This is a genomic window from Streptomyces sp. NPDC028419, from assembly GCF_055565515.1.
The window spans coordinates 90,349-116,762 of record NZ_JBVHUE010000031.1; the positions used below are offsets into that span (position 1 = coordinate 90,349).

Annotated in this window: 20 protein-coding genes and 2 tRNA genes; 8 read left to right on the forward strand and 14 right to left on the reverse strand. The window is 72.5% G+C overall.

The annotated features are described in order from the left end of the window. The first annotated feature begins 49 nt into the window (after positions 1 to 49). Positions 50 to 2,671: a YfhO family protein gene (locus tag ACZ4UB_RS30320; protein ID WP_468075027.1), complete on the forward strand. Its 2,622-nt coding sequence runs from the start codon at positions 50 to 52 to the stop codon at positions 2,669 to 2,671. Positions 2,672 to 2,769: 98 nt separating this feature from the next. Here the strand turns inward: ACZ4UB_RS30320 and ACZ4UB_RS30325 are convergent, their stop codons facing one another. Next, the gene (locus ACZ4UB_RS30325; RefSeq protein ID WP_468075029.1) at positions 2,770 to 5,391 is read right to left on the reverse strand and encodes a valine--tRNA ligase; all 2,622 of its coding nucleotides are present in this window, start codon (positions 5,389 to 5,391) and stop codon (positions 2,770 to 2,772) included. A 96-nt stretch (positions 5,392 to 5,487) separates the two neighbouring features. Here ACZ4UB_RS30325 and ACZ4UB_RS30330 point away from each other — a divergent pair, with 96 nt between their 5' ends. After that, positions 5,488 to 6,210: a hypothetical protein gene (locus ACZ4UB_RS30330; RefSeq protein WP_468075031.1), complete on the forward strand. Its 723-nt coding sequence runs from the start codon at positions 5,488 to 5,490 to the stop codon at positions 6,208 to 6,210. Between the two features lie 91 nt (positions 6,211 to 6,301). Continuing rightward, on the forward strand, positions 6,302 to 7,270 hold the full coding sequence (locus ACZ4UB_RS30335; protein WP_468075033.1) for a hypothetical protein: 969 nt from the start codon (positions 6,302 to 6,304) through the stop codon (positions 7,268 to 7,270). A gap of 83 nt (positions 7,271 to 7,353) precedes the next feature. On the opposite strand, the gene clpX is transcribed toward ACZ4UB_RS30335, so the two are convergent. The 5 genes from clpX to ACZ4UB_RS30360 all read right to left on the reverse strand — a co-directional run bounded on the left by clpX (position 7,354) and on the right by ACZ4UB_RS30360 (position 12,203). Then, the gene (clpX, locus tag ACZ4UB_RS30340; protein WP_330330389.1) at positions 7,354 to 8,640 is read right to left on the reverse strand and encodes an ATP-dependent Clp protease ATP-binding subunit ClpX; all 1,287 of its coding nucleotides are present in this window, start codon (positions 8,638 to 8,640) and stop codon (positions 7,354 to 7,356) included. Positions 8,641 to 8,791: 151 nt separating this feature from the next. Further along, complete coding sequence (locus ACZ4UB_RS30345) at positions 8,792 to 9,466, reverse strand: ATP-dependent Clp protease proteolytic subunit (protein WP_330330390.1); 675 nt, start codon at positions 9,464 to 9,466, stop codon at positions 8,792 to 8,794. A 78-nt stretch (positions 9,467 to 9,544) separates the two neighbouring features. After that, positions 9,545 to 10,162 carry an ATP-dependent Clp protease proteolytic subunit gene (locus ACZ4UB_RS30350; RefSeq protein ID WP_030649990.1) on the reverse strand — a complete coding sequence of 206 codons (618 nt, stop codon included), beginning with the start codon at positions 10,160 to 10,162 and terminating at the stop codon, positions 9,545 to 9,547. A 300-nt stretch (positions 10,163 to 10,462) separates the two neighbouring features. Beyond that, positions 10,463 to 11,857 (reverse strand): trigger factor, encoded by a 1,395-nt coding sequence (gene tig, locus ACZ4UB_RS30355; RefSeq protein ID WP_468075035.1) that lies wholly within the window; start codon positions 11,855 to 11,857, stop codon positions 10,463 to 10,465. A gap of 269 nt (positions 11,858 to 12,126) precedes the next feature. Further along, positions 12,127 to 12,203: transfer RNA gene (locus tag ACZ4UB_RS30360), tRNA-Pro, on the reverse strand. A gap of 179 nt (positions 12,204 to 12,382) precedes the next feature. On the opposite strand from ACZ4UB_RS30360, the gene ACZ4UB_RS30365 reads away from it, so the two are divergent. Next, positions 12,383 to 12,453: transfer RNA gene (locus tag ACZ4UB_RS30365), tRNA-Gly, on the forward strand. 676 nt (positions 12,454 to 13,129) lie between these two features. Here ACZ4UB_RS30365 and ACZ4UB_RS30370 read toward each other — a convergent pair. The 3 genes from ACZ4UB_RS30370 to ACZ4UB_RS30380 all read right to left on the reverse strand — a co-directional run bounded on the left by ACZ4UB_RS30370 (position 13,130) and on the right by ACZ4UB_RS30380 (position 15,328). Beyond that, positions 13,130 to 13,324 carry a hypothetical protein gene (locus ACZ4UB_RS30370; protein ID WP_354380256.1) on the reverse strand — a complete coding sequence of 65 codons (195 nt, stop codon included), beginning with the start codon at positions 13,322 to 13,324 and terminating at the stop codon, positions 13,130 to 13,132. A 133-nt stretch (positions 13,325 to 13,457) separates the two neighbouring features. Continuing rightward, positions 13,458 to 13,928, reverse strand: coding sequence for an HD domain-containing protein (locus tag ACZ4UB_RS30375; RefSeq protein ID WP_468075037.1), 471 nt, complete (start codon positions 13,926 to 13,928; stop codon positions 13,458 to 13,460). Next, complete coding sequence (locus tag ACZ4UB_RS30380) at positions 13,925 to 15,328, reverse strand: pyridoxal phosphate-dependent decarboxylase family protein (protein ID WP_468075039.1); 1,404 nt, start codon at positions 15,326 to 15,328, stop codon at positions 13,925 to 13,927. Before ACZ4UB_RS30380 ends, ACZ4UB_RS30375 begins: the two co-directional genes overlap by 4 nt. Positions 15,329 to 16,257: 929 nt before the next feature. Between ACZ4UB_RS30380 and ACZ4UB_RS30385 the strand changes: the two genes are divergently transcribed. After that, complete coding sequence (locus ACZ4UB_RS30385) at positions 16,258 to 16,647, forward strand: DUF4232 domain-containing protein (RefSeq protein WP_468075040.1); 390 nt, start codon at positions 16,258 to 16,260, stop codon at positions 16,645 to 16,647. Then, on the forward strand, positions 16,644 to 17,246 hold the full coding sequence (locus ACZ4UB_RS30390; protein ID WP_468075058.1) for an AAA family ATPase: 603 nt from the start codon (positions 16,644 to 16,646) through the stop codon (positions 17,244 to 17,246). Before ACZ4UB_RS30385 ends, ACZ4UB_RS30390 begins: the two co-directional genes overlap by 4 nt. Positions 17,247 to 17,253: 7 nt before the next feature. Here ACZ4UB_RS30390 and ACZ4UB_RS30395 read toward each other — a convergent pair whose 3' ends face one another. The 3 genes from ACZ4UB_RS30395 to ACZ4UB_RS30405 all read right to left on the reverse strand — a co-directional run bounded on the left by ACZ4UB_RS30395 (position 17,254) and on the right by ACZ4UB_RS30405 (position 21,859). After that, a complete protein-coding gene (locus ACZ4UB_RS30395) occupies positions 17,254 to 19,692 on the reverse strand; it encodes an ABC transporter permease (protein WP_468075042.1) in 2,439 nt (812 codons plus the stop codon). Beyond that, positions 19,692 to 20,612, reverse strand: coding sequence for an ABC transporter ATP-binding protein (locus tag ACZ4UB_RS30400; RefSeq protein WP_468075044.1), 921 nt, complete (start codon positions 20,610 to 20,612; stop codon positions 19,692 to 19,694). Before ACZ4UB_RS30400 ends, ACZ4UB_RS30395 begins: the two co-directional genes overlap by 1 nt. A 119-nt stretch (positions 20,613 to 20,731) precedes the next feature. After that, on the reverse strand, positions 20,732 to 21,859 hold the full coding sequence (locus ACZ4UB_RS30405; protein WP_468075046.1) for a SpoIIE family protein phosphatase: 1,128 nt from the start codon (positions 21,857 to 21,859) through the stop codon (positions 20,732 to 20,734). Between the two features lie 132 nt (positions 21,860 to 21,991). Here ACZ4UB_RS30405 and ACZ4UB_RS30410 point away from each other — a divergent pair, with 132 nt between their 5' ends. Further along, positions 21,992 to 23,227: a GNAT family N-acetyltransferase gene (locus ACZ4UB_RS30410; protein WP_468075048.1), complete on the forward strand. Its 1,236-nt coding sequence runs from the start codon at positions 21,992 to 21,994 to the stop codon at positions 23,225 to 23,227. A 39-nt stretch (positions 23,228 to 23,266) separates the two neighbouring features. Here the strand turns inward: ACZ4UB_RS30410 and ACZ4UB_RS30415 are convergent, their stop codons facing one another. Beyond that, complete coding sequence (locus tag ACZ4UB_RS30415) at positions 23,267 to 24,082, reverse strand: Fpg/Nei family DNA glycosylase (protein ID WP_468075050.1); 816 nt, start codon at positions 24,080 to 24,082, stop codon at positions 23,267 to 23,269. Between the two features lie 66 nt (positions 24,083 to 24,148). Further along, a complete protein-coding gene (locus ACZ4UB_RS30420) occupies positions 24,149 to 24,634 on the reverse strand; it encodes a ribose-5-phosphate isomerase (RefSeq protein WP_354380265.1) in 486 nt (161 codons plus the stop codon). Between the two features lie 220 nt (positions 24,635 to 24,854). On the opposite strand from ACZ4UB_RS30420, the gene ACZ4UB_RS30425 reads away from it, so the two are divergent. Further along, on the forward strand, positions 24,855 to 26,291 hold the full coding sequence (locus ACZ4UB_RS30425) for an amino acid permease (RefSeq protein ID WP_354380266.1): 1,437 nt from the start codon (positions 24,855 to 24,857) through the stop codon (positions 26,289 to 26,291). Positions 26,292 to 26,414 lie beyond the last annotated feature (123 nt).

Genomic DNA, 26,414 nt, shown 5'->3' on the forward strand with positions numbered 1-26,414 from the left:
GCCCTCCGGCCCGGCAGCACGCCCGAACCGACCCGAGGCCCGCATTCCGATGAGTCACGTCCCGACCAGCCCTGCCCCCGTCCTGCCCCGCACCACGGGCGGCCGGTACAGATCCGATGCACCCGGCGCGACCCGCACGCCCGCGCGCCGGCGCCGCCCCGGCGCCCTCGCCGCCCTGGTCTCGGCCCTCATGTCCATGACGGCGTACTGCGCCGGCCTCGCCGCCCACGGCACCTACCCCTTCGGCCCGTCCCCGCGCGCCGACAACGACCTGCGCCATCAGTACGTGCCCTTCCACACCCACCTGTGGGACCTCCAGCACGGCGCGGCGCACGGCGACCTCCTCTACAACTGGCAGAGCGGCTACGGCGTCGGCTTCCTCGGCGACTTCTTCACCTACCTGGCCAACCCCTTCTCCTGGCTCGTCGGGCTCTTCCCCCGCGACCAGAGCGAATTCCCCGTCTTCCTGGTCAGCCTGTTCAGCACCGGCCTGGCCGCCGCCGCCATGACCGTCTTCCTCGGCCGGCTGCGCCCCGGTTCGCCCTGGCTGCGCGCCCTGATATCCGTCGGCTACGCCCTCTGCGGCTGGAGCCTGGCCGAGGGCGCCATCGTCCCCATGTGGATGTGGGGCCTGGTCGCGCTCCCGCTGCTCGGGATAGCCGCCGACTGGTGCCTGACCGGCCGCCGCCGGGTCCTCGGCAGCCTCCTGGTCGCCCTGTGCTGGTACGCGAACTTCTACACCGCCGCCATGGCCACCCTGGCGGCCGCGCTCGTCCTGCTGCTGCGGCTGGCGACCGCCGACACGGCCCGCCTTGAAAGCAGCACCCGGCTCCGGGTCCTGTGGCGGGCCGCCACCATGACCGCCACCGGCATGCTGCTCGCCGCCCCCGCCATCGTGGTGTGCGCCCTCGCCAACGCCCAGGCCCAGCCCACCGACAAGTACGTCGTCAGCGTGGCCACCCCCGCCCTCGGCTACCTGGCGATGTTCCTGCCCGGCGCCATCGCGACCCCCTCGGCGCCCAACGTGTTCACCGGCTCCCTCGTCCTCCTGCTGGTCCTCGCGCTGCCCTTCCAGTCCCGGGTCCCGGTGCGCGAGCGGGTCGCCTGGGCGGTGCTGATCGTCCTCACCGCGCTCTCCTTCGTGTACACGCCCACCGCGAAGCTCTGGCAGGGCCTCGCCCTCCCGCACGGCGCCCCCTTCCGCGAGTCCTTCGTCCTCAGCGGCTTCCTGGCCATGGCCGCCTGGGTCTGCCTGGCCCGGATGCCCCGGCCGCGGGCCCTGCTCGGCGGGGCCGCGCTGCTCGCCCTGCTGCTCGCCCTGACCTACGACGCCCAGCCCGTCGGCGGCCACGCGCTGACCGGCAGCCTCGTGGGCGGGGCCGCCGTCACGGGCCTGCTGCTGCTCTACGCGCGCGGGCGCCGCCGCCGGGCCCGCGGCGCCGTCGTCGCGCTGCTCGCCGTCACCGTCCTCGCGGGGGCCACGTACTGCGTCTACGGCCTCACCGACCTCCTCGACCCCGCCAAGCGCGGCCCCGCCCGCGCCCAGACCATGACGGAGCTGGGGCTCAACGTCCGTCGGGTGCTCGCCCCGCACGAGGACTGGCCCGCCACGCGCACCGACCCCGGGCCCGAGGTCTTCGTCACCAACAACGACGCGATGCTGCTCGGCACCGGGGGCGGCTCGTACTACAGCAGCTACATCACCCAGGAGACCGCCGACGCGCTGGCCGGGCTCGGCCTCGGCGAGGCCATGGGCGGCCGGCACCTGTGGCCCGTCCGGGACCCCGTCCTCCAGGCCCTCCTCGGCATCGGCGCCACCGTCGACGTCATCGACACCGACGGGGCCCGGGCCCGCGGCACGACCGCCCTGCCGCTGGTCGCCGTACGGCCGCCGGGCAGCGACCGGGCGTACGGCGCCCCCGCGGACTCGGTGTGGGCCCGGCGCCAGGCGGCGCTGGGCGCGCGGGTGTACGAGGTGCCCGCGCTCAGCGCCCAGGACCCGCGGCGCGGCCTGCGGCTGAGCCCGGACGCGGCGGACACGGCTGCCGGCGCACCGGCCGTCGCCGCCGGGAACACCTTCACCGCACGGTGCACGCCCGGGGCGCGCGCCTTCCTCTACGCGCCCGCGCTGCGCGCCGACGTCGCGCCCGCCGGCGGCTCCTCCGAGGGCTTCTACGGCGATCCGCCGCAGCGGCTGGCCCCGCTCAAGGAGCTGGGCGCGGTCCCGGCCGACGGCCGCTTCACCTTCACCGTGCACACCGGCGAGGACGGCCAGTCGCTCCCGGCCGACGCGCTCGGCTGTCTGGACGTCCCGGCCTTCGAACAGGCCGTGCGGACCCTGCGGGAGACCGGCGGCGCAGCCGTCGAGACCGGCGGGCACTCCCTGACCGCCCGCCTCCCGAAGGGCTCCACCGGCACCGCCGTGGTCGCCACCACCGCTCCCCCGGGCTGGACCTGCTCGGTCGACGGCGGCCCGTCCCGGCCGCCGGTGTCCTACCAGGGGCTGCTCGGCGTACCGCTCGGCAAGGGCGGCGCGGACCGGATCGACTGCGCCTACACCCCGCCGGGCCTGTCCGCCGGACTCGCCGGAACCGCCACCGGCGCCCTGACCCTCCTCGGCACGACCGCCGCGACCCGGCTGCGGGGGCGCGGGCTCGGGCGAAGGCGCTGACACCAGCGCGGGCCGGGCGGACCCGGCCCGGGCGGGCCACGCGGAAGGGCCCCGCACCGTTTCCGGTGCGGGGCCCTTCCCTTGCGACTGCGCGGCCGTCAGGCCTGCGGCATGGCGGCCAGCTGGGCCTGGATCCGGGCGATGTCCGCCTCGGCCTTGGCGAGGCGGCCCTTGATCTTGTCCACGACGTTGTCGGGCGCCTTGGCGAGGAAGGCCTCGTTGCCGAGCTTGCCCTCCGCCTGCTGCTTCTCCTTCTCGGCGGCGCCGAGGTCCTTGGAGAGCCGCTTGCGCTCGGCGGCCACGTCGATGGTGCCCGACAGGTCGAGCGCGACGGTGGCACCGCCGACCGGCAGGGTGGCGGTGGCGCTGAAGGCATCGCCCTCCGGCTGGAGGCGCAGCACCTGCCGGATGGCCGCCTCGTGCGCGGCGAGCGCGGTGGCGGACAGGTCCAGGCGGGCCGGGACCTTCTGCTTGTCGTCGAGGCCCTGCTCCTTGCGGAAGCGGCGCACCTCGCGGACCAGGCTCTGGACGCCCTCGATCTCGGCCTCGGCGGCCGCGTCGCGGAACCCGCTGTCCTTCGGCCACTCGGCGATCACGAGGGACTCACCGCCGGTCAGCGTGGTCCACAGGGTCTCGGTGACGAACGGGACCACCGGGTGCAGCAGCCGCAGCATGACGTCGAGGACCTCGCCCAGGACCCGGGCGGAGGCCTTCGCCGGCTCGCCGCCCGCGAAGAAGGTCGTCTTCGACAGCTCGACGTACCAGTCGAAGACCTCGTCCCACGCGAAGTGGTAGAGGGCGTCCGACAGCTTCGAGAACTGGTAGTCCTCGTAGTAGGCGTCGGCCTGCGCGACCGTCTCGTTCAGGCGCGACAGCACCCAGCGGTCGGTGGCGGACAGCTCCTCGACCGGCGGCAGGTCGCCCTCGATCGTGGCGCCGTTCATCATCGCGAAGCGGGTGGCGTTCCAGATCTTGTTGGCGAACTTGCTGGAGGCCTGGACCCAGTCCTCGCCGATCGGGACGTCGACACCCGGGTTGGCGCCGCGAGCCAGGGTGAAGCGGACGGCGTCGGAGCCGTACTTGTCCATCCAGTCCAGCGGGTTGACCGCGTTGCCGAAGGACTTCGACATCTTCTTGCCGCGCTCGTCGCGGACCATGCCGTGCAGGGCGATGGTGCCGAACGGCGGGGTGCCGTCCATCGCGTACAGGCCGAACATCATCATCCGGGCGACCCAGAAGAAGAGGATGTCGTAGCCGGTGACCAGGACGGCGTTCGGGTAGAACTTCGCCAGGCTGTCGGTCTGCTGCGGCCAGCCGAGCGTGGAGAACGGCCACAGGCCGGAGGAGAACCAGGTGTCCAGGACGTCCGTGTCCTGGGTCCAGCCCTCGCCGGTCGGCGGCTGCTCGTCGGGGCCGACGCAGACGATCTCGCCGTTCGGGCCGTACCAGACCGGGATGCGGTGGCCCCACCACAGCTGGCGCGAGATGCACCAGTCGTGGAGGTTGTCGACCCAGTCGAAGTACCGCTTCTCCATCTCCTGCGGGTGGATCTTGACCTTGCCGTCGCGGACCGCGTCACCGGCGGCCTGGGCGAGCGGGGCGACCTTGACCCACCACTGGAGCGACAGGCGCGGCTCGATGGTGGTCTTGCAGCGGGAGCAGTGCCCCACCGAGTGGGTGTACGGGCGCTTCTCCGCGACGATCCGGCCCTCGGCGCGCAGCGCGGCGACGATGGCGGAGCGGGCCTCCAGGCGGTCCAGACCCAGGAAGGGGCCGTGGACCGTGATGACGGCGTGCTCGTCCATGACCGCGAGGTTGGGCAGGCCGTGGCGCTGACCGATCTCGAAGTCGTTGGGGTCGTGCGCCGGGGTCACCTTGACGGCACCGGTGCCGAACTCGGGGTCGACGTGCGCGTCCGCGACGACCGGGATGCGGCGCCCGGTGAGCGGCAGCTCGATCTCCGTGCCGACGAGGTGCGCGTAGCGCTCGTCCTCCGGGTGGACGGCGACGGCCGTGTCACCCAGCATCGTCTCGGCGCGGGTGGTGGCGACCACGATGGACGCGTCGCCCTCGCCGTAGCGGATGGAGACGAGCTCGCCCTCGTCGTCCTGGTACTCGACCTCGATGTCGGAGATCGCGGTGAGGCAGCGCGGGCACCAGTTGATGATGCGCTCGGCCCGGTAGATCAGCTCGTCGTCGTAGAGCTTCTTGAAGATGGTCTGGACGGCCTCGGAGAGGCCCTCGTCCATGGTGAAGCGCTCGCGCGACCAGTCGACGCCGTCGCCGAGGCGACGCATCTGCCCGGAGATCTGACCGCCGGACTCGTCCTTCCACTGCCAGACCCGCTCGATGAACGCCTCGCGGCCCAGGTCGTGGCGGGACTTGCCCTCCTTGGCGAGTTCGCGCTCGACGACGTTCTGGGTGGCGATGCCCGCGTGGTCCATGCCGGGCTGCCACAGGGTCTCGTACCCCTGCATGCGCTTGCGGCGCGTGAGGGCGTCGATCAGCGTGTGCTCGAAGGCGTGCCCCAGGTGGAGGCTTCCGGTGACGTTCGGCGGGGGGATGACGATGGCGTACGGGGGCTTCTCGCTCTTCTCGTCCGCCTCGAAGTACCCACGCTCTACCCAGCGCTCGTAGAGCTTCCCCTCTACGTCGGCCGGCACGTACGCGGTCGGCAGTTCGGAGTCGGGGCTGCTGGGTGTCTGCGTGTTCTCGGTCACGGGCACAGGATACGGGCGGCCCCCACCCCGTTACGAATCGATACCGCATCCCACCGCCCGTTGACCTGCCCATGGCAGGTCGGCGTCACTGAGCCCATGAACGAGAACGATCAACAGACGGCGCAGCCCCCCGTACCGACTTCCCCCGCCCCCTACGCGCCGGCCCCGTCACGGCCGCCGTCGAAGGCGAAGCGCACCCTGTGGGTCGTCGTGGGAGCACTCGTGATGGCGGCGAGCGTGCTGGGCGGGCGGCTGGCCATGAACGCGTTACTGGACCCCGACGAGCCGAAGGCGGCGAGCGCACCCGTACCCCAGCGATCAGAACCTGCGGCGGCCCCCGAACCGGCTGACGCGGGCCGCTACCGCCTGGCACCACCCGCTTCCTTCCAGGGCCTGACGCTCCAGGACTCCGGTCCGCGGGTCGATGCCATCAAGCAGGGTCAGGGCCCGGCGAAGCCCGGCACTACGCCCGTGGCCGTCGTGTACGCGGACGAGGAGGGCACGGCGCAGCTCGTCGTCAGCGGCGTAGCCGGCCGCTTCGGCGCCGTGGATCCGGCCGCAGCGCTGGACAGCGGCTTCCTCGCCCTGCAGATCGAGCACGGGCAGATCCTCGACCACGACGCCGGCACACCGGCGGGCGCCGTCATGCGCTGCGGCACTCCCACGCTCCAACGCGTGACGATCCCGCTCTGCATGTGGGCCGACCACAGCACGCTGGTGACGGTCACCGTCCCCATCGAGAACGAGCCGATCACGACCGGTGAACTCGCCGCGCGGACAAAGGCGCTGCGCGAGGCGATGCAGGTCCCCGCGTCGTAGTTCGGTAACGCCGAGGCCCCCGGGGCACGGATACTCGCGTCCTTCCGACAGGATGTGAACAACATAAGTAGTTCCTAAGGGGGACGCGGGTATGAGTTACAACCAGCCAGGGCCGTACGGCGGCCAGCAGCCGCAGCAGCCGGGACCGTACGGCCAGCAGCCGCCGCAGCCCGGGTACGGCTACCCGCAGCAGCAGCCCGGCTACCAGCAGCCGGGCTACCCCCAGCAGCCCCCGCCGGCGCCCGCCCCGGGCTACGGCTACCCCCAGCAGCCGGGCGTACCCCCGCAGGGCTACCAGCAGCCGGGTTACCAGCAGCCGCAGCAGCCGGGCTACCCCCAGCCCGGCTACCAGCAGCCCCCGAAGAAGTCCAAGACGGGCGTGATCGTCCTCTCGGTGATCCTCGCGATCGCGGTCATCGGCGGCGCGGGCTGGTACTTCACGAAGGGCGGCGGCTCCTCGGGCGGCGGCGCCGTGGCCGCGGACACCAAGGGCTACAAGCTCACCTACCCGGCCTCGGTCGACGAGTACCCGAAGGACACCACGTCGCCCGCCACGCCCGATACCCCGCTCACGGGCGAGGCCAAGACCAACGCCGAATCGCTCGGGGTGAAGAACCCGCACAACGCGTCGGCCACGTACAAGACCGGAACGGGGGCGTCGGGCAAGCAGATCTCCGCCTACGGGTTCTGGGGGGAGATCGACGACCCCGCGAAGGCGGTCGACTCGTACTTCGCCACCATCACGATGGCGAGCAAGAAGAACGCGGCAAGCGGCTTCACTTACGAACTCGCCGGCACCCCGAAGGAGTTCACTCCGGCCGGCTTCAAGGGCGCCGTGATGAAGTGCGTCAACCTGAAGATGACGGCGACGAAGAACGTCAAGCCGGGCGAGCCGAGTTCGGCCACCATCCCCACATGCGTCTGGGGTGACCACTCGACGCTGGCCGTCACCAACCGGATGGACTTGGCCGCGATCCTGGTCGGCAGCAGCAGCGGCAGCCTCGACGACGCGTCGAAGACCGCCGCGAAGCTCTACAACACCAGCCGCACCAAGGTCTGATCCGCAGGGCTGAAGCCGTGAACGCGCGAAGGGGCGCCCCGGGTGATCCGGGGCGCCCCTTCGCGTGGTGGGTGCGGCGGGCGTCAGGCCGACTTCTCCTGCGGGCCCTGGTCCTTCGGGACGATCCGCGGGACCAGCGTGGGGTTCACGTTGGAGCGGACGACCTCGGAGGTGACGACGACACGGGCCACGTCCTTGCGGGACGGGACCTCGTACATCACCGACATCAGGACCTCTTCCATGATGGCGCGCAGGCCGCGCGCGCCCGTCTGGCGGAGGATCGCCTGGTCCGCGATGGCTTCGAGCGCCTCGCGCTCGAAGTCCAGCTCGACACCGTCGAGTTCGAACAGCCGTTGGTACTGCTTCACCAGGGCGTTGCGCGGCTCGATCAGGATCTGCAGCAGGGCCTCGCGGTCCAGGTTGTGCACCGAGGTGATGACGGGGAGACGGCCGATGAACTCGGGGATCATCCCGAACTTCACCAGGTCCTCCGGCATGACCTCGTGGAACTGATCGCTGGCCTCGATCTCGCGCTTCGAGCGGATCGTCGCCCCGAAGCCGATGCCCTTGGCGCCGGCGCGCGACTCGATGATCTTCTCCAGGCCGGAGAAGGCTCCGCCCACGATGAAGAGCACGTTCGTCGTGTCGATCTGGATGAACTCCTGGTGCGGGTGCTTCCGGCCGCCCTGCGGCGGAACGGAGGCGGTCGTGCCCTCCAGGATCTTCAGCAGGGCCTGCTGGACGCCCTCGCCCGACACGTCGCGCGTGATCGACGGGTTCTCGCTCTTGCGAGCCACCTTGTCGATCTCGTCGATGTAGATGATCCCGGTCTCGGCCTTCTTGACGTCGTAGTCAGCGGCCTGGATCAGCTTGAGCAGGATGTTCTCGACGTCCTCGCCGACGTACCCGGCCTCCGTCAGCGCCGTCGCGTCGGCGATGGCGAACGGGACGTTGAGCATCCGCGCGAGCGTCTGGGCCAGCAGCGTCTTGCCGGAACCCGTGGGTCCCAGCAGGAGGATGTTGGACTTCGCGAGCTCGATCGCGTCGTCACGGCCCTGCGCGCCGCCGTTCTCGCCGGCCTGGACGCGCTTGTAGTGGTTGTACACCGCGACGGAGAGCGCCTTCTTCGCCGGCTCCTGGCCGACGACGTAGCCCTCCAGGAACTCGTAGATCTCGCGAGGCTTGGGGAGTTCCTCCCACCTGACCTCGGAGGTCTCGGCCAGTTCCTCTTCGATGATCTCGTTGCAGAGGTCGATGCACTCGTCGCAGATGTACACACCGGGACCTGCGATGAGCTTCTTCACCTGCTTCTGGCTCTTTCCGCAGAACGAGCACTTGAGCAGGTCGCCACCATCACCGATGCGTGCCACGAGGTGCTTCCCCTTCGCCTGGGAGACGCTTGGTTCAGCGCTCCTGGTGCCTCTATCCGACGGTACCTTGCCAAGTGCCCCCTGCGGGGCCCCCTTGACGTGGTTCACATCGCCTTCTGCGACGGTCGCCCACGCCAAGGGGCGGCAAGGATCAGACCGCGTTGCTCTTGCGGGTGGAGACGATCTGGTCGATCAGGCCGTACGCGAGGGCGTCCTCGGCCGTCAGGATCTTGTCGCGCTCGATGTCGTCGCGGATCTTCTCCAGCGGCGTCGTCGAGTGCTTGGCCAGCATGGTCTCCAGCTGGTCGCGCATGCGCAGGATCTCGTTGGCCGCGATCTCCAGGTCGGAGAGCTGCTCGCGGCCGGTGCCGCCGGACGGCTGGTGGATCAGCACGCGGGCGTTCGGCAGCGCCATGCGCTTGCCCGGGGTACCGGCGGCCAGCAGGACGGCGGCGGCGGAGGCCGCCTGGCCCATGCAGACCGTCTGGATGTCCGGCTTCACGAACTGCATCGTGTCGTAGATCGCCGTCAGCGCGGTGAAGGAGCCACCGGGGCTGTTGATGTAGATGGAGATGTCGCGGTCCGGGTCCATCGACTCCAGGCACAGCAGCTGCGCCATGACGTCGTTGGCGGAGGCGTCGTCGATCTGCACGCCGAGGAAGATCACGCGCTCCTCGAAGAGCTTCGCGTACGGGTCGTACTCGCGCACGCCCTGCGAGGTGCGCTCGACGAAGCGCGGGATGACGTAGCGGTTGTCCACCTGCGGACCGGTGTGGAGGCCGCTCGCGGGAGAGAGGTTGTTCATGTACATCGGGGTTTTCACCATCCTGGTGGCGTTCTACGGCTGTCGGCTGGGGTGCGTGCGGTCTCCGCCGGGGTCGGGGACCCCGGCGCTGCCCGGGGATCAGGCCCCGGTGCCACCGCCACCCGGAACGTTGGACGCGGCCGAGATGATCTCGTCGATCAGGCCGTACTCCTTGGCCTCCTCGGACGTGAACCAACGGTCGCGGTCGCCGTCGCGGATGATCGCTTCGACCGTCTGGCCCGAGTGGAACGCGGTGATCTCGGCCATGCGCTGCTTGGTGCGCAGCAGGTACTGGGCCTGGATCTTGATGTCCGAGGCGGTGCCGCCGATGCCCGCGGAACCCTGGTGCATCAGGATGTCGGTGTTCGGCAGGGCGAAACGCTTGCCCTTGGCGCCGCCCGTGAGCAGGAACTGGCCCATCGAGGCCGCCATGCCCATGCCGATGGTGACGACGTCGTTCGGGATGTACTGCATGGTGTCGTAGACGGCCATGCCGGCCGTCACCGAGCCACCGGGGCTGTTGATGTACAGGTAGATGTCCTTCTCCGGCTCGGCGGCCAGGAGCAGGAGCTGCGCCGTGATCTTGTTGGCGATGTCGTCGTCGACCTGCTGGCCGAGGAAGATGATGCGCTCGCCGAGCAGCCGGTTGTAGACATGGTCGCCGAGGCCGCCACCGATGGACGGCTCACCCGCGGCGTAAGGCTTCAGATTCGTCACGTATCCACCTGCTCGTCTCCGACGGCTCACGTGCCGTCTCAGCGTGTCTTTCAGGGGCCGCGGCTCGGCCGATGCGGACTTGTCCGCCGGCGTCCGGGTACTCCCGCAACCCTCGTATTCATGGACCCTAACGCGCAGGTCGGACAACGCCATCCCGCTTCCCGAACTGTTCGCTCGGAGCGCAAGCTCCGGAGCCCCGCGCGAGGCGAAGCCGAAGGGCCCGGGCGCATCCGCGTCCGGGCCCTTCGGGCACTGCTCACAAGCCTCGCGGGAGGACCGTGACCGGCCCTCCGCCTGGGCTTACTTGGCCTCTTCGGCCTTGTCGGCGTCAGCCGCGTCGGCGTCGACCGCGGCCTCGACCGTCTCGGCGGCCTGCTCCTCGTCCTCGTCGGACAGGTCGACCTCGACACCGTTGGTGTCGGTCACCTTGGCGGCCTCCACGACGACCGCGAGGGCCTTGCCGCGGGCGACCTCGCCGACCAGCATCGGGACCTGGCCGCCTTCGACGACGGCCTGGGCGAACTGGTCCGGGGACATGCCGGAGGACTGCGCGCGGCGCATGAGGTGCTCGGTGAGCTCCTCCTGGTTCACGTTCAGCTTCTCCTTGTTGACCAGCTCGTCGAGGAGGAACTGGGTCTTGATGCCCTTGACGGCCTGCTCGCGCGTCTCGGCGTCGAACTCCTCGACCGTCTTGCCCTGGATCTCCAGGTACTTCTCGATGGTCAGGCCCATCTGGCCCAGCTGGTGGTGCTCCAGGCTGTGCTTGCGGGTGTTGACCTCGTCCTCGAGGAGCTTCTCGGGGATCGGGACCTCGGCGAGCTCCAGGAACTTCTCCAGCACGCGCTCCTGGGCCTGGGTGGCCTGGTCGTACTGCTTCATGTTCTCGAGGCGCTTGCGGCTGTCGGCCTGCAGCTCCGCCAGCGTGTCGAACTCGCTCGCGGTCTGGGCGAACTCGTCGTCCAGCTCCGGCAGCTCGCGGGCGGAGACCTTGGTGACCTTCACGGTGACCTCGGCGTCCTTGCCCTCGGCGGAACCGCCCTTGAGCTGCGAGGTGAAGGTGGCCTCGCCACCGGCCTCCAGGCCGGTCACGGCCTCGTCGATGCCTTCGAGCAGCTCGCCCGAGCCGATGGTGTACGAGACGTCGGACGCGACGCCGTCCTCGAGGACCTCACCGTCGACCTTGGCTTCGAGGTCGATCGTCACGACGTCGCCCTCGGCGGCGGCGCGCTCGACGACGTTGGTGGTCGCGAAGCGGCCGCGAAGCTGCTCGATCGACTTCTCGACGTCCTCGTCGGTGACCTCGACCGCGTCGACCTCGACCTCGATGCCGGAGTAGTCCGGGATCTCGACGGTCGGGCGGACGTCGACCTCGGCGGTGAAGGCCAGCAGTTCGCCGTCCTTCAGCTCCGTGATGTCGACCTCGGGCTGACCCAGCGGGTTGACCTCGGCTTCGTTGACCGCCTCGGTGTAGAACTTCGGGAGGGCGTCGTTGACGGCCTCCTCCAGCACAGCACCGCGGCCGAAGCGCTGGTCGATGACTCGGGCCGGGATCTTGCCCTTACGGAAGCCCTTCACCGTGACCTGCTGGTTGATCTTCTTGTACGCCGCGTCGAGGCTGTCCTTGAGCTCCTCGAAGGGCACCTCAACAGTGAACCGAACCCGAGTAGGGTTCAGGGTCTCCACGGCGCTCTTCACGGTTGGTCTCCTTGTGGCTGACTGCTGGGGTTCTGCTGACGCTGCGATTCAGCGGTTCAGCGGATCGGGCCCGGTACATCAGACACACGGGCACGCAGCTTGCATAGTAACCGCAAGCGGTAAGCAGCCCACAACGCGATCATCATGTCGGCGACGACCCGCCGCTGGCGAAGGCGGCCCCGCCGGGCACCTCGGGGCCCGTCGACGACGGTGCTGGTGGTGCGCGTGCGGTGGTGCCACAGGTGCATCGCGGCGGTGCCGCGTGATGTTGGTCGGGGTGGCCGGATTCGAACCGACGACCTTCCGCTCCCAAAGCGGACGCGCTACCAAGCTGCGCCACACCCCGTCGGTGCGACACGTAGGGTACATGCCCGGAGACGTTCCGGAGCGCGCGCGTGAGGGAACTCCCGAGGGAACGCGCGGAGCGGCGCGCGACACGTGGCCGGGAATGCGGTGTGCGATCGCCCGCCGGAACCGGCTAGGATGCTGCGTGTGCCACGGTCAGTGACCTGCGGTACGCACTGTGCGGGCGTAGCTCAATGGTAGAGCCCTAGTCTTCCAAACTAGCTACGCGGGTTCGATTCCCGTCGCCCGCTCTTGAAGAACGAAGGGCCAGGTCGGAGGTTGTTTCCTCGACTTGGCCCTTCGGCGTTCCCGGGGCGTCCGCGACAGGGTGCCCGAGTGGGAGCTGTGGCGCGTCGGCGACCGCTACTTGCCGGTCAGGAAGGGTGAACCGCCGATGGTGGAGCTGATCTGTGACGTGGCGCTGGCGGGCGGGGAGGGGAAGGGGTGACGGGGCGTCTGCGGTTCGGCTGGGAGGTGGCCGGGGCGGGGTGGGTCGTGTGTCGGGTCTCCGATGGCGCTTCGGAGTGGAAGGGCGTCGTCGGTTACCTCACGGACGCCTTGGCCGACACGTTGCGCGCGGTGGTCGGGCTCTACGGGGCCACGGGCGTCCAGCGGATCTCCTTCGACCTCGAACCGGCCGAAGCGCGGTGGCGGCTGCGGCGCCACGGTGCGGATGTGTCCGTCGAGGTCCGCCAGTTCCCGGACATGACCACGAGCTGGGACGCACCCGACGACGCGGGCACCCTCGTGTGGAGCGCCACGCGGCCCCTCGGCGAGCTGGCGCACGCGGTGCTGGAGGCCGCCGAGGAGGTGCTACGGACCCACGGCGAAGCCGGGTACCTGAGCGAGTGGGGTGCCCATCCCTTCCCCCTGGCGGCCCTGCGCGAGCTGCGGCGGCTGCACGGGCGCAACGACGCCTGCCCGGCTCTAGAGCTTGATGCCGGCGATGGTGTCCGCGAGGGAGTTGAGGAAGCGGTTCACGTCGGGCGCGATGGAGCTGGACGCCAGGAAGAACCCGAAGAGGGCGGCCACGATCGCGGGGCCCGCCTTGATGTGGTTGCCGCGGATCAGCACCACCAGGATGACCGCCAACAGAACCACCACAGACAGCGAAATGGCCACTACTGATCACACCTTCGGTCGTCCCCTGGTCGGCCCGGGGCCGCGCGGCCACGCGCGTCCCCAGGAACATCGTGCCACCAACGGGCCCCGCCTATCCGCCCGGTGACGACCCTTTCTGCCAACGGGGCCGGTTTCAGAGCCCGAGCAGGGACCGGACGCGGGCATATTTGGCGGTCAAACGCAGCCGGGTCGCCCCGTCCAGTACGGACAGGCGGTCGGGGTCCGCGTTGTGGGCGAGGTCCGCCTCCTTGACGAGCAGCGCTCCCGGGGTCGCCAGGATGCGCGCGGTGTACTCCTCGACCGGCTCGCCCGGGCGCTTGGTGACCGCCAGGACCATGTCCTTCACGGACTGCGGGAGGGCGGCGCGGTCCAACCACTCGCGGCTCAGGGCGTCGTCCTCGACCGCGTCGTGCAGCCAGGCCGCCGCCTGCTGCTCCGCGCTGCCGCCGCGGGCCCGGACGCCCTCCGCGACGGCGGCGAGGTGCTCGGCGTAGGGGCGGCCCGCCTTGTCGGTCTGGCCCTCATGCGCCGCGCGGGCCAGGGCCTCGACCTCGGCCAGGGTGAGGGGCGTGGACGGGGACGGTGCGGGGTGGTCGTCGGTCATGCGGTTCCTTCGGCGGCGCGGCGCAGGGCCCGGGCGGCCCGGTGCACGTCGGCGGACGTGGTGCGCCAGTTGGAGAACGCGGCGCGCAGGGCGGGCGTTCCCGCGTAGACGGTGGGGGTGACGAAGACTTCGTCGTTCGCGGCCTCCCGCAGGGCGGTCAGGCGGGCCGGGGTGGGGTCGGTGGCCAGGGTGAAGCAGACCACGTTCAGCCGGACCGGCGCGAGCAGGGTGAAGGCCGGGTCGCCGTCGAGTTCCGCGCCCAGCTCCCGGGCGCAGGAGATGTCCCGTTCGACGATCTCCCGGTGGCCCTGGCGACCGTACGCGCGCAGCGTGAACCAGGCCGCCAGGGCCCGCAGTCGGTGGGAGTTCTCGGGGGTGAGGTGGACGAGGTCGGGCTGGTCGCCGAGCGGGCCGAGGTAGGCGGCGGCGTTCTGGAAGACGCGGGCCTGGAGATCGCGGCGGCGGGTGAACAGGACGGCGCTGTCGTACGGGACGTTGAGCCACTTGTGGAGGTCGACGGTGACGGAGTCGGCGGCGTCGAGCCCGTCCGTGAGGTGGGCGTGCTCCGGCGAGAGGGCGGCGAAGGCGCCGAACGCGGCGTCGGTGTGGAGCCAGAAGTCGTGGCGTTCGCGCAGTGCGGCGACGGCGCGGAGGTCGTCGAAGTCGACGGTGTTGACGGTGCCGGCGTTGGCGACGACCACGCAGGGGCCGGGGGCGTCGGCGAGGGCGCGCTCCAGGGCGGCCGGGTCCACGGCTTCGCGGCCGGGCAGGGTCGGCACGGTCACCAGGGCCGCGCGGCCGAGGCCGAGGACGGCGAGGGCCTTGGCGATGGAGGAGTGCGGGGCGCCGGAGAGGACCCGGACGGGGCCGAGGGCGGCGGCGCCGTCCTCGGCCGGGGAGACTCCGGCGCGCTCGCCGAGCCACTCGCGGGCGAGGGCGAGGCCCGTGGTGTTGGACATGGTGGCGCCGCTGACGAAGGTGCCGGTGTGGGCGGCGGTCAGGCCGAAGAGGTCGCGCAGCCAGGTGGTGGTCTCGCGCTCCAGGTCCTGGCCGGCGGGGTCGAGGGCGGAGTTGGAGTTCTGGTCGTGGGCGGCGGTCAGCCAGTCCCCGGCGAGGGCGGCGGGGGTGGCGCCGCCGGTGACGAAGCCGAGGTAGCGGGGGCCGGCGGAGGCGGAGAAGCGGGGGGCCCAGTGTTCCTGGAAGGCGGTGAGGGTGTCGGCCAGGCCCTTGCCGAGGTTGGGGAGGGGGGTGGGGGTTCCCGTGCCGGTTCCCTCGCCGGGGGCGGGGGGCGGTACGACGGGGCGGTCGGCCAGGGTGGCCAGGGTGGCGGCTGCGGCGCGGTGGGTGGCGTCGAGTAGGGCGGGGAGGTTGGCCAGGTCGGCGGCGAGGATGGGGTGCATGGGGGCACGCTAGGTCGGGTGGCGGTGGGGGCACCGGGCCAATCGCCGTCAAGTGGCCGGTCGCCTCCGGCGGGGGTGGGGCGGGCTCCGGTCGTGGGTCGTCCGCCTCGAACGCCGGCGGGGCTGGAAGTGGTGCGGGCGTGCACCCGACGCCGAGGTCGTAGGCCCTCCGGGGGCGCCTCAAACGCCGGCGGGGCTGAATTGGGCGGTGAACCGGACGCCGAGGTCGTGGGCCCACCAGGGTGCCTCGGACGGCGGCGGGGCTGGAAGTGGTGCGAGCGTGCACCCGACGCCGAGGTCGTGGGCCCTCCGGGGCGCCTCAAACGCCGGCGGGGCTGGATTGGGCGGTGAACCGGACGCCGAGGTCGTGGGCCCACCAGGGTGCCTCGGACGGCGGCGGGGCTGGAAGTGGTGCGGGCGTGCACCCGACGCCGAGGTCGCAGGCCCTCCGGGGGCGCCTCAAACGCCGGCGGGGCTGGATCGGGCGGTGAACCGGCCACCGAGGTCGTGGGCCCACCAGGGTGCCTCGGACGGCAGCGGGGCTGGAAGTGGTGCGAGCGTGCACCCGACGCCGAGGTCGCAGGCCCTCCGGGGGCGCCTCAAACGCCGGCGGGGCTGGATGGGGGGTGCGCGGCGGTGGGCCTCGCGCGTTGGTGGGGGCGGCGTAGGGTCGCGGGATGACGGGGAGAGCGGTGGGGAAGTCGGTTGTGGGGCGGGCTCGGTGGGGGTCCGGCGTTGTGGTGGTCGTGCTGGCGGGGGTGCTCGTCGGGTGTGACACCCCGCCGCCACCGGCGGCCGCGCCCCGGGCTACCGGGCGGCCGGTGCCCGAGGCGTCGCGCCTGCCGCGGTCGGAAGGGGACGTGGGGGCCGCCGGCGGCGCTTGTCCCGCGGGGGGTGTCCGGGTCGTCGAGGGGCAGGGGGACGCGGCGATGGGCTTGCGGGTCGGGCGGCTGCGGCTGGTCAACTGTGCCGCCGAGCCGTACCGCTTGGAGGGCTACCCGGAGGTGCGGGTGCTCGACGCGGACGCCCGGCAGGCGCAGGTGTCGGTGGTGCACGGTTCCGGCGGGATCACCACCGGCGTGTCCGGCATGGACCAGCCCCCGCAGCCCGTGGTCCTGATGCCCGGGGAGGCCGCGAGCTTCCCGCTGCTCTGGCGGAACACGGTCACCGACGGGGCCGCGGTCGACGGCCGCTACGTCGAGGTGGTGCCGCGCCCGGGCGCCCCCGCCGTCCGGTTGAAGCTCGAAGATCCCCTCGACCTCGGGACCACCGGGAAGCTCGGCATCGGCCCGTGGCAGGACACCCGGACCGCGCCGTGATCGTCTGGCTCAACGGTCCCTTCGGCGGCGGGAAGACGCAGACCGCGCACGAACTGCTGCGCCGACTGCCCGGCAGCGTGCTGTGCGATCCGGAGCACATCGGCTTCGGGCTGCACCGCACGCTGCCGCCCGCGCTCCGCGGGGACTTCCAGGATCTCCCCGCCTGGCGCCGGGGCGTCTTCGAGGTGTTGGACCTGGCCGCGAGCCGGCACCCGGGGCCGGTGCTGGTCCCGATGACCGTCACCGATCCGCGCTACTTCGCCGAGACGGTCGGGCTGCTGCGCGAACGCGGCCACGACGTACGGCACTTCGCCCTGCTGGCCGACCGCGCGACGGTCCTGCGGCGGCTGCGCGAACGCGGTCTCGGCCGCGGGCTGAAGCGCGAGAGCTTCGCCGTGGCGCGCCTCGACGGCGCCCTGGAGGCCCTGCGCGCACCGGAGTTCGCGGAGCACCTGTGGACGGACCGGCTGTCGGTGTCCGGGGTCGCGGACCGGATCGCCGCGAGCGCGGGCCTGGCGCTGGCCCCGGACACGGACGGCCCGCTGCGCGCACGGCTGCGGCGCACGCTGGTCGGCGTGCGCCACATCCGCTTCGACTAGAGCGTGTTCAGGCCGCCGATCTCCGCAGGGCGTGGCGGGCCGGGAGGGACGTGGCCAGGAGGGCGAGGACGAGGGCTCCGGCGGCGAAGGAGCCGTAGACCAGCGGCGGGACGTAGGGCGCCTCGCCGGTGAGGGTCTTCGTCATCGGGATCAAGGTGGCGGCGGCGATGGCGGAGCCGAGGGTCAGGCCGGCGCCGGCGACCAGGAGGGCCTCCCAGCGGATCATGCGGAGCACCTGGCGGCGGGTGGAGCCGACGAGGCGCAGCAGGGTCAGCTCGCGGCGCCGGTCCAGGACGGTCATGGCGAGGGTGTTGGCTGCGGCGAGGGCCGCGAAGCCGCCGAGTACGGCCGCCATGACGGTGTTGGCCCAGGCGTTCAGCCGCCGGTCCATGTCCTGGGCGGTGGCCCAGCCGCTCTTGTCGGTGAGCGTGCCGCCGAGGTCCGCGAGGCCGGGCGAGGAGCCGCGGACGAGGAGTTCGGTGGCGGCGGGCGCGGTGCGGTGCGCGACGAGGTCGGCGGCGGGGAGGGTGACCTCGCCGAAGCCGAGGCCCCGTTCGTAGACCGCGACGACCTCGGGGGCGGCCCGGACGCCGTCGGGCAGCCGCAGCTCCATCCGGCCGCCCGGGCGCACCCCGGCGGCTTCGGCGAGGCCCCGGTCGACGGCGACGGTGCCGGGGCGGAGCGCGCCGAGGGAGCCGGCGCGCACGCCGAGGTCCACTACGGGGGTGAGGTCGCCGCCGGTGACCTGCGCGGAGGCGCTGCGCAGCTGGGCGCCGGAGCCGGAGCCGATGGGCACGAGGACGGAGGTGCGGCTGACGGCGACGGCCGCGCCGACCCCGGGGAGGGCGGCCGCGCGGGCCGCGGCGTCGGAGGGGAGCCCGGCTCCGGCCGGTGCGCTGACGATGTGGTCGGCCAGCAGCCCCGCGGCCTGCTGGTGGCCGGTGGCCCGGTCCGCCGAGGTCTGGAGGAAGACCAGGGTGGAGGAGAAGGCGACGGCCAGCACGATGGGCGTGAGGGCGGAGGCCAGCCTGCGGGCGTTGGTGCGGGAGTTGGCGGCGGCGAGGGCGCCGGCCGGGCCGGTGGCGCGCAGCGGGAGGCCGAGGACCGTGGCGCAGCCGCGGGCGATCAGCGGTCCGAGCAGGGCCACGGCGAGCATGAAGAGCATGACGACGCCGGGTCCGGCGGCGGCCGCGGCGCTCACGGAGCCGCCGGAGGCCAGGCCCGCGCAGGCGAATCCGCCGGCCACGGCGACGATGCCGAGCGCGGTGCGGATCCGGCCGGGGCGCAGGCGTTCCACGGCGGCTTCGGCGAGGGCGGCGCCGGGCCGGATGCGGGCGGGGCGGCGGGCGGCGGCCCAGCCCGCGAGGAGGGCGGTGACGAGGCCGGTGCCGATGGCGCTGACGAGCGGGATCCAGGAGACGGCGAGCTCGACGGGGGCCGGGACCGCGCCCTTGTCCTGGAGCTGCCCGAACCACCAGTGCGCCAGCGCGATGCCGGGCAGGCAGCCCAGGACGCCGGCGAGGGGGGCGACGAGGAGCGCCTCGGTGGCGACGGAGCGGCGGATCTGGCGCGGGGTGGCTCCGACGGCGCGCAGCAGGGCGTACTCGCGGGAGCGTTGGCCGACGCCGAGTGCGATGGCCGCGGCGGCGGTGAAGACGGCGACCATCGTCGCGGTGCCGCCGAAGGAGGCGCCGAGGGCGATCAGCAGTTCCTTGGCGCCGGCGAGGCGGGCGTCCAGGACGCGGTCGTCGCCGGTCAGGACGTGGGCCCGGGCGCCGACGGCGGCGCGGGCCCGCTCGGCCACGGCCGCGGGGTCGGCGCCGGGCGCGGGGAGGAGCGCGATGGCGTCCAGGGCCGCGGGGTGGCCGGAGAGGGCGCGGGCCTGGTCGTCGGCGAACCAGGCGCCGGGGGCGTCCGTACGTCCGGACACCCGGAATTGCCGCTTCCCCGCCGGGGTGTCGAGGGTGACCCGCTCGGAGCCGCCGGCGGCCGGGCCGCCGAGGACGACCTCGCCGGGGCCGGGCGCGCGGCCGGTGGTGAGCCGGGTGCCGGTGAAGGCCGAGGAGCCCCAGCCGGACGCCGCCAGCGGGCCGGCGTCGGACCGTACGGGGAAGGACACGTCGGGCACGGCCCGCCCCAGCGGCGCGAGCTCCGCCAGCAGCGCGGCGTCCACCCGGGCCAGATCCGGGACCGGGACCGCGAGCTGCTCGGCGTCCTCCCCGCGTCCGGCGGTCAGGCGGACCTGCTGGTCGGCGGCGATGACGACGGGGGCGCCGGCGTACCGGGTGGGCGGGACCGTGGCGCGCAGGCCGCTCTCCAGCAGGATGCCGCAGGCGCAGACGATGGCGACGGTCATCAGGAGGGCGAGGAAGGTGCCCACGAAGGCGGCGGGGCGGGCGCGCACCGCGGCCCGCGCGAGGCCGTTGGGCCGGGACGATCGCAACATCAGGCAGCTGCTCCCGCGTACGCGGCGGCGGGGGCGGCCCCGCGAGCGGTGAGCGCGGCCATCCGGGCGGCGACGACCGGGGCGGGGCTGCGCGGCAGCCGGTCCGCTATCAGGCCGTCGGCGAGGAAGAGCACCTGGTCGGCGTGGGCGGCGGCGGCCGGGTCGTGGGTGACCATGACCACGGTCGCGCCGAGGCTGTCCACCGCGCCCCGGAGCAGGGCGAGCACCTCGGCCGCGGTGGTGGTGTCCAGGGCGCCGGTGGGCTCGTCGGCGAAGATCACGTCGGGGCGGGTGACCAGGGCCCGGGCGATGGCCACGCGCTGCTGCTGGCCGCCGGAGAGTTCACCGGGGCGGCGGTGGCCCTTGCCCTCCAGGCCGACCTGGGCGAGCAGGGCGGCGGCGCGGGCGGCGCCGTCGGATGCGGCCCGGCCGCCCGCGAGGCGCAGCGGGAGCAGGACGTTCTGCTCGACGGTGAGCGAGGGCAGCAGGTTGAAGGCCTGGAAGATGAAGCCGAGGCGGCTGCGGCGCAGCTCGGTGAGCTGGTTCTCGTTCATGCCGGTGAGCTCGGTGCCGCCGAGGCGGACGGAGCCGGAGCTGGGGTGGTCCAGTCCGGCGGCGCACTGCAGGAAGGTGGACTTGCCGGAGCCGGAGGGGCCCATCACGGCGGTGAAGCTGCCGCGCGGGAGCGTGAGGTCGATGCCGCGCAGGGCCTGGACGGCGGCCGCGCCGCGCCCGTAGGACCGGCGTACGTCGCTCAGCTGGACGGCGGCGCTGGCGGTTGCGGTGGCGGCGCCGTGCGGACCGGTCCCGGGGCCGGGGCCCGCGTCGGACACGTCCCAGCCGTCGTTTCCGCCGCGCCCGACGTGCCCACTGCCGCGCAGCTGCCGTTCCCGTTGCCGCTTGCCGCGCCCGAACCCCATGATGTGCCGCCTTCCGCGTCTGCCGTCCTGCTCGTGACCTCGACGCTACGGATCGGGCGGGGGCCCCGGCCATGGTGGGAACGGGCCGGTCGGGGGTAGGGCAAACCCCACCGTTCGAGTCAGAGGGAGCGGCGGATCAGCAGCAGGGCGCGGTCGTCGTTGACGTCCTTGGCGACCTTTTCGATCAGGTGCCAGGTCGCGCCCTCCCAGCCGGAGGCGACGTAGCGGTCGGCTTCGCCGGTGAGCCGGTCGATGCCCTCGCTGATGTCCCGGTCGGCGGTCTCGACGAGCCCGTCGGTGAAGAGCATCAGGACGTCGCCGCGCTGGAGGTTGCCGTGGGCGGCCTGGAAGTCGGCCCCGTCGTAGACGCCGAGGAGCGGGCCCTCGCCGCTCTTCTCCTGCCAGCGGCCGGTACCCGCGGACAGTTGGAGGGCGGGCAGGTGACCGGCCGAGAGCAGGTCGTAGTCCCCGGTCTCCAGGTCGAGGACGAGGTGGATGGAGGTGGCGAAGCCCTCGTCCCAGTCCTGGCGCAGCAGGTAGCCGTTGGCGGCGGGCAGGAAGTCGGACGGGGGCAGCGAGCCGAGCAGTCCGCCGAAGGCACCGGACAGGAGCAGGGCGCGGGAGCCCGCGTCCATGCCCTTGCCGGAGACGTCGGTGAGGACGACTTCGAGGGTGCGGCCGCCGTTGGTGCGGGCCGCCACGACGAAGTCGCCGGAGAAGGACTGGCCGCCCGCCGGGCGCAGGGCCATCTCGCGGTGCCAGCCGCGCGGCAGGTCGGGCAGCTTGCTCTGGACCCGGATGCGTTCGCGCAGGTCGAAGAGCATGGTGCCGCCGCGTCTCCAGGGCACGCCGACGCGGCTGCGGAACTGGGCGATGACCAGGCCGAAGAACCCGCAGGCGGCGACGACGAGGATGGTGCCGGGGGTGACCCGGGCGGGCCCTTCGGTGTAGGGGCCCAGCACCAGGGCCTCGACGATCAGCGCGGTCGCGGAGGCGGCGTAGAGGGCGAGCAGGCTGGCGGGGCGCAGCAGCAGGCCGCCCGCGACGATCGGCAGGACGAGCGCCGACGGGGAGAACCAGACGGGCAGGAGCAGGGTGCCCCAGGTGATGGCGGGGACGGTCAGGAGCAGGCCGCCGAAGGCGAGCCAGTCCGAGGCGTCCCCGCGGAAGTAGTCCACGGCCGATTTGCGCAGGGCCGTGCGGACCCGGTGCGAACTCTTCCGCAGCCGTGCCGTCAGGGTCTCCATCCGTGCTCCGCCCATTGCTTCGGGACCCTATCCATCCTGACTGTGAGCGCGCAGGGGTACCCCCCGACCGCACGCTGATTTCAGGACCAAAACGGGTCGACCGGGATGGATCGCCCTGGTAGGCATGGCCCTATGGCTCATGAGACACGGGTATTGCGACCCGAAGAATGGGACGGCTGGTACGACCACCTGGAACTGGCGTTCGGCGGTGTGCCGGAAGCCGAGGAAGAGCGAGAACTCTACAGGTCACTGACCGAGGTCGAGCGTTCGCTGGGGGTGTGGGACGACGGGATCTGCGTGGCCTCGGCCGGCGCCTTCACCTTCCGGCTCTCGGTCCCCGGCGGGGCGCTGGTGCCCGCGGCGGGCGTGACCATGGTCGGCGTGACGCCGACGCACCGGCGCCGGGGGTTGCTGACCGCCCTCATGCGCCGTCAACTCGACGACGTCCGTGCGGGTGGCGAACCGGTCGCCGTGCTGACGGCGTCGGATCCGGCGATCTACGGGCGCTTCGGCTACGGCACCGCGGCGTACTCGCTGGCGGTGGACGTCGACACGAGCCGGGTGGGGCTGCGGCTGCCGCCGGGTACGGACGGCGTGCGGATCCGGCTGGTGGATCCGCAGGAGGCCCTGGCCGCGTGCGAGGCCGTGTACGCGGAGCTGGTGCCGCGCCGGCCCGGGATGACGGCCCGGCAGCCGGGCTGGGAGCGCCAGGCGCTGATGGATCCGGCGGCCGGGCGCTCGGGGCGGTCCCCGCTGAAGTGCGTGCTGGCGGAGCGGGAGGCGGACGGGAAGGTGGTGGGCTACGCCCGCTACCGGGTGCGGCCGGAGTGGGAGCTGAGCGGTTCGGCCGGGGTGGTGGAGGTCCAGGACCTCGACGCGCTGGACCCGGCGGCGTACGGAGCGCTGTGGGCGTACGTCTTCGGGATCGACCTGACCTGGACGGTACGGGCGCACAAGCGGCCGGTGGACGATCCGCTGCTGCACCTGGTCAGTGACGTGCGCCGGGCGAAGCCGCGCACCCGCGACGCGCTGCACGTGCGCCTGGTGGAGCTGGGGGCCGCGCTGGAGGCCCGGACCTACGGGGCGCCCCTGGACGTGGTCCTGGAGGTGGAGGACGCCTTCTGCCCCTGGAACGCGGGGCGGTGGCGGCTGACCGGGGACGCCAAGGGGGCGACCTGCGCGCGGACCGGGGATCCGGCGGAGCTGGCCCTGTCGGTGGCCGAGCTGGGCTCGGCCTACCTGGGCGGGGTCACGCTGACGTCCCTGGCGGGCGCGGGCCGGGTCACCGAGCTGCGCCCGGGCGCCCTGGCGGAGGCCTCCCGCGCCTTCGCCTCGGACCTGGCCCCCTGGCTGCCGCACGGCTTCTAGCCGCCGGGGCCGCCGGGCCCGGAGGCCCTCCCGGGGGCCCTAGCGGGGCTGGCAGCCAGGGCACCAGAAGAGGTTGCGGGCGGCGAGGTCGGCGGTGCGGACCTCGCCCCCGCACAACAGGCACGGCTGGTGGGCGCGCCGGTAGACGTAGACCTCGCCGCCGTGGTCGTCCACGCGCGGCGGGCGGCCCATGGCCTCGGGGGTGTGCTGCGGGCGGACGGTGTCGATGCGGTTCAGCCGGACGCCCTCGCGCATCAGCGCGGCGAGGTCGAGCCAGATCGCGTCCCATTCGGTGCGCGTGAGGTCCCGGCCGAGCCGGTAGGGGTCGATGCCGTGCCGGAAGAGGACCTCGGCGCGGTAGACGTTGCCGACGCCGGCCACGACCTTCTGGTCCATGAGGAGCGCGGCGATCGTGGTGCGGGAGCGGGAGATCCGCGCCCAGGCCCGGTCGGGGTCGTCGGCGGGGCGCAGCGGGTCGGGGCCGAGGCGCTCGTGTATCGCCCGCTTCTCGGCGCCGGTGATCAGCGCGCAGGTGGTGGGGCCGCGCAGGTCGGCGTACTGTTCCCGGCCGACCAGGCGCAGGCGCACGGTGTCGGTGGCGGGCGGGGCGGGGACGGGGCCGAAGCCGTACTTGCCGAAGAGGCCGAGGTGGATGTGGACCCAGTCCCCGGCGGGGCCGTCGAAGCCGAGGAAGAGGTGCTTGCCGTGCGCCTCGGCGGTGTCGAGTTCCCGGCCGTCCAGCAGGGCCGCGCTCTCGGCGAAGCGGCCCTGGGGGCTGCTGACGCGCAGGGGCCGGCCGGCGAAGCGCTCGGCGTGGTCCTGGGCGAGGCGGTGGATCGTATGCCCCTCGGGCACGGCGGTACTCCTCGGAAACGAAAAACCGGCCGCGCCGCCCGGGAGGCGTCGCGGCCGGGAGCGGGATCAGCCCTGCGGGTGGTGCGCCGGGATCGGGGGCAGCTCGCCGGTGGTCTCGTAGGCGGAGAGCATCTCGATGCGGCGGGTGTGCCGCTCCTCGTTCGAGTACGGGGTCGCCAGGAAGGCCTCGATGAAGGAGACGGCCTCGTCCTGGGTATGCATCCGGCCGCCGACGGAGATGACGTTGGCGTTGTTGTGCTCGCGGCCGAGCTTCGCGGTCTCGACGCTCCAGGCCAGGATGGCGCGGACGCCCTTGACCTTGTTCGCGGCGATCTGCTCGCCGTTGCCGGAGCCGCCGATCACGATGCCGAGCGCGTCCGCGTCCTCGGCGGTCCGCTGCGCGGCGCGCAGGCAGAACGGCGGGTAGTCGTCCACCGCGTCGTAGATGTGGGGCCCGCAGTCGACGGGCTCGTGGCCGTTGTTCTTGAGCCAGTCCACCAGGTGGTTCTTGAGCTCAAAGCCGGCATGGTCGGATCCGAGGTACACGCGCATGGGACGAGTGTGGCACGGGCGGGACCGGCGACCGGCTCCGGGGTGTCGCGTAAGTCACTTCTAAAGCTCAAGTAAACCCAAAGAACGCAGATGGGACACCGCGGGGCCGAAGTCCGGGACGTTCGCCCATAAGCAACGATCCGGATTGGGGTCTTCCGTCCTGCGTTCATCTCAGGTTTGAATGCCGGGGCTCGCAACCCGAGAACCTAAGGATTCGTCCATGAGCTCCACGACGACCCTCCAGAAGTCAGGCGGCTCCATCGGTGAACCCGATGGCTCCCAGCCCTCCGACGGTCTGAAGGCCGGTCTCAAGAACCGCCACCTGTCCATGATCGCCATTGGCGGCGTCATCGGCGCCGGCCTCTTCGTCGGCTCCGGCGGCGGCATCGCCAAGGCCGGTCCCGCCATCCTGATCTCCTACGCGCTGGTCGGCGCGATGGTCGTCTTCGTGATGCGGATGCTCGGCGAGATGGCCGCGGCCAGCCCGAACTCCGGCTCCTTCTCCGCGTACGCCGACCGGGCGCTCGGCCGCTGGGCCGGCTTCTCCATCGGCTGGCTGTACTGGTTCTTCTGGGTCGTCGTGCTGGCCGTGGAGGCCACGGCGGGCGCCAGCATCCTCGAAAGCTGGGTCCCGGCCGTCCCGCAGTGGGCCTGGGCGCTGATCGTGATGGTCGTCCTGACCGTCACCAACCTCGGCTCGGTCGCCTCGTACGGCGAGTTCGAGTTCTGGTTCGCGGGCATCAAGGTCGTCGCCATCGGCGGCTTCGTGATCGTGGGCCTGCTGGCCGTCTTCGGCGTGCTGCCGGGCTCGGACAACCCGGGTGCGGGCTTCGCGCACCTGACGGACGCCGGCGGCTTCATGCCCAACGGTGTCGGGTCGGTGCTGACCGGTGTCCTGATGGTCGTCTTCTCCTTCATGGGCAGCGAGATCGTCACCCTGGCCGCCGGTGAGTCCGAGGACCCGCGCCGCGCGGTCACCAAGGCCACCAACTCGGTGATCTGGCGGATCGGCGTCTTCTACCTCGGCTCGATCTTCATCGTGCTGACCCTGCTGCCGTGGAACGACAAGTCGATCACCGAGAAGGGCTCGTACGTCGCCGCCCTGGACTCGATCGGCATCCCGCACGCGGGCCAGATCATGAACGTGATCGTCCTGACGGCCGTGCTGTCCTGCCTGAACTCGGGCCTCTACACCGCTTCCCGCATGGCGTTCTCGCTGGGCGAGCGCGGTGACGCCCCCAAGGTCTTCGCCAAGGTCTCCAAGAACGGCGTCCCCGTCGCCGCGATCCTGGGCTCGGTCGTCTTCGGCTTCATCGCCGTCTACTTCAACTACGCCTTCAAGGACACGGTCTTCAACTTCCTCCTCAACTCCTCCGGCGCCATCGCGCTCTTCGTCTGGCTGGCGATCTGCTTCACCCAGCTGCGGATGCGCGGGATCCTGCTCCGCGAGGCCCCGGAGAAGCTGACGGTGAAGATGTGGTTCTTCCCGTACCTGACCTGGCTGACCGCCGCGATGATCACCTTCGTCCTGGGCTACATGCTCTACGACGACGGCAACCGCGAGGTGGTCCTGCTCTCGCTGCTGGTCGCCGCCGTGGTGCTGGTCATCGGCACGGTGCGCGACGTCGTCCGCCGCAAGGACGCCGCGCGCGCCTGACCGTACGGGCGACACGCCCCCTGCACGCGGGGGGGGGGGGGGGGGGGGGGGGGGGGGGGGGGGGGGGGGGGGGGGGGGGGGGGGGGGGGGGGGGGGGGGGGGGGGGGGGAGGGGGGGGGGGGG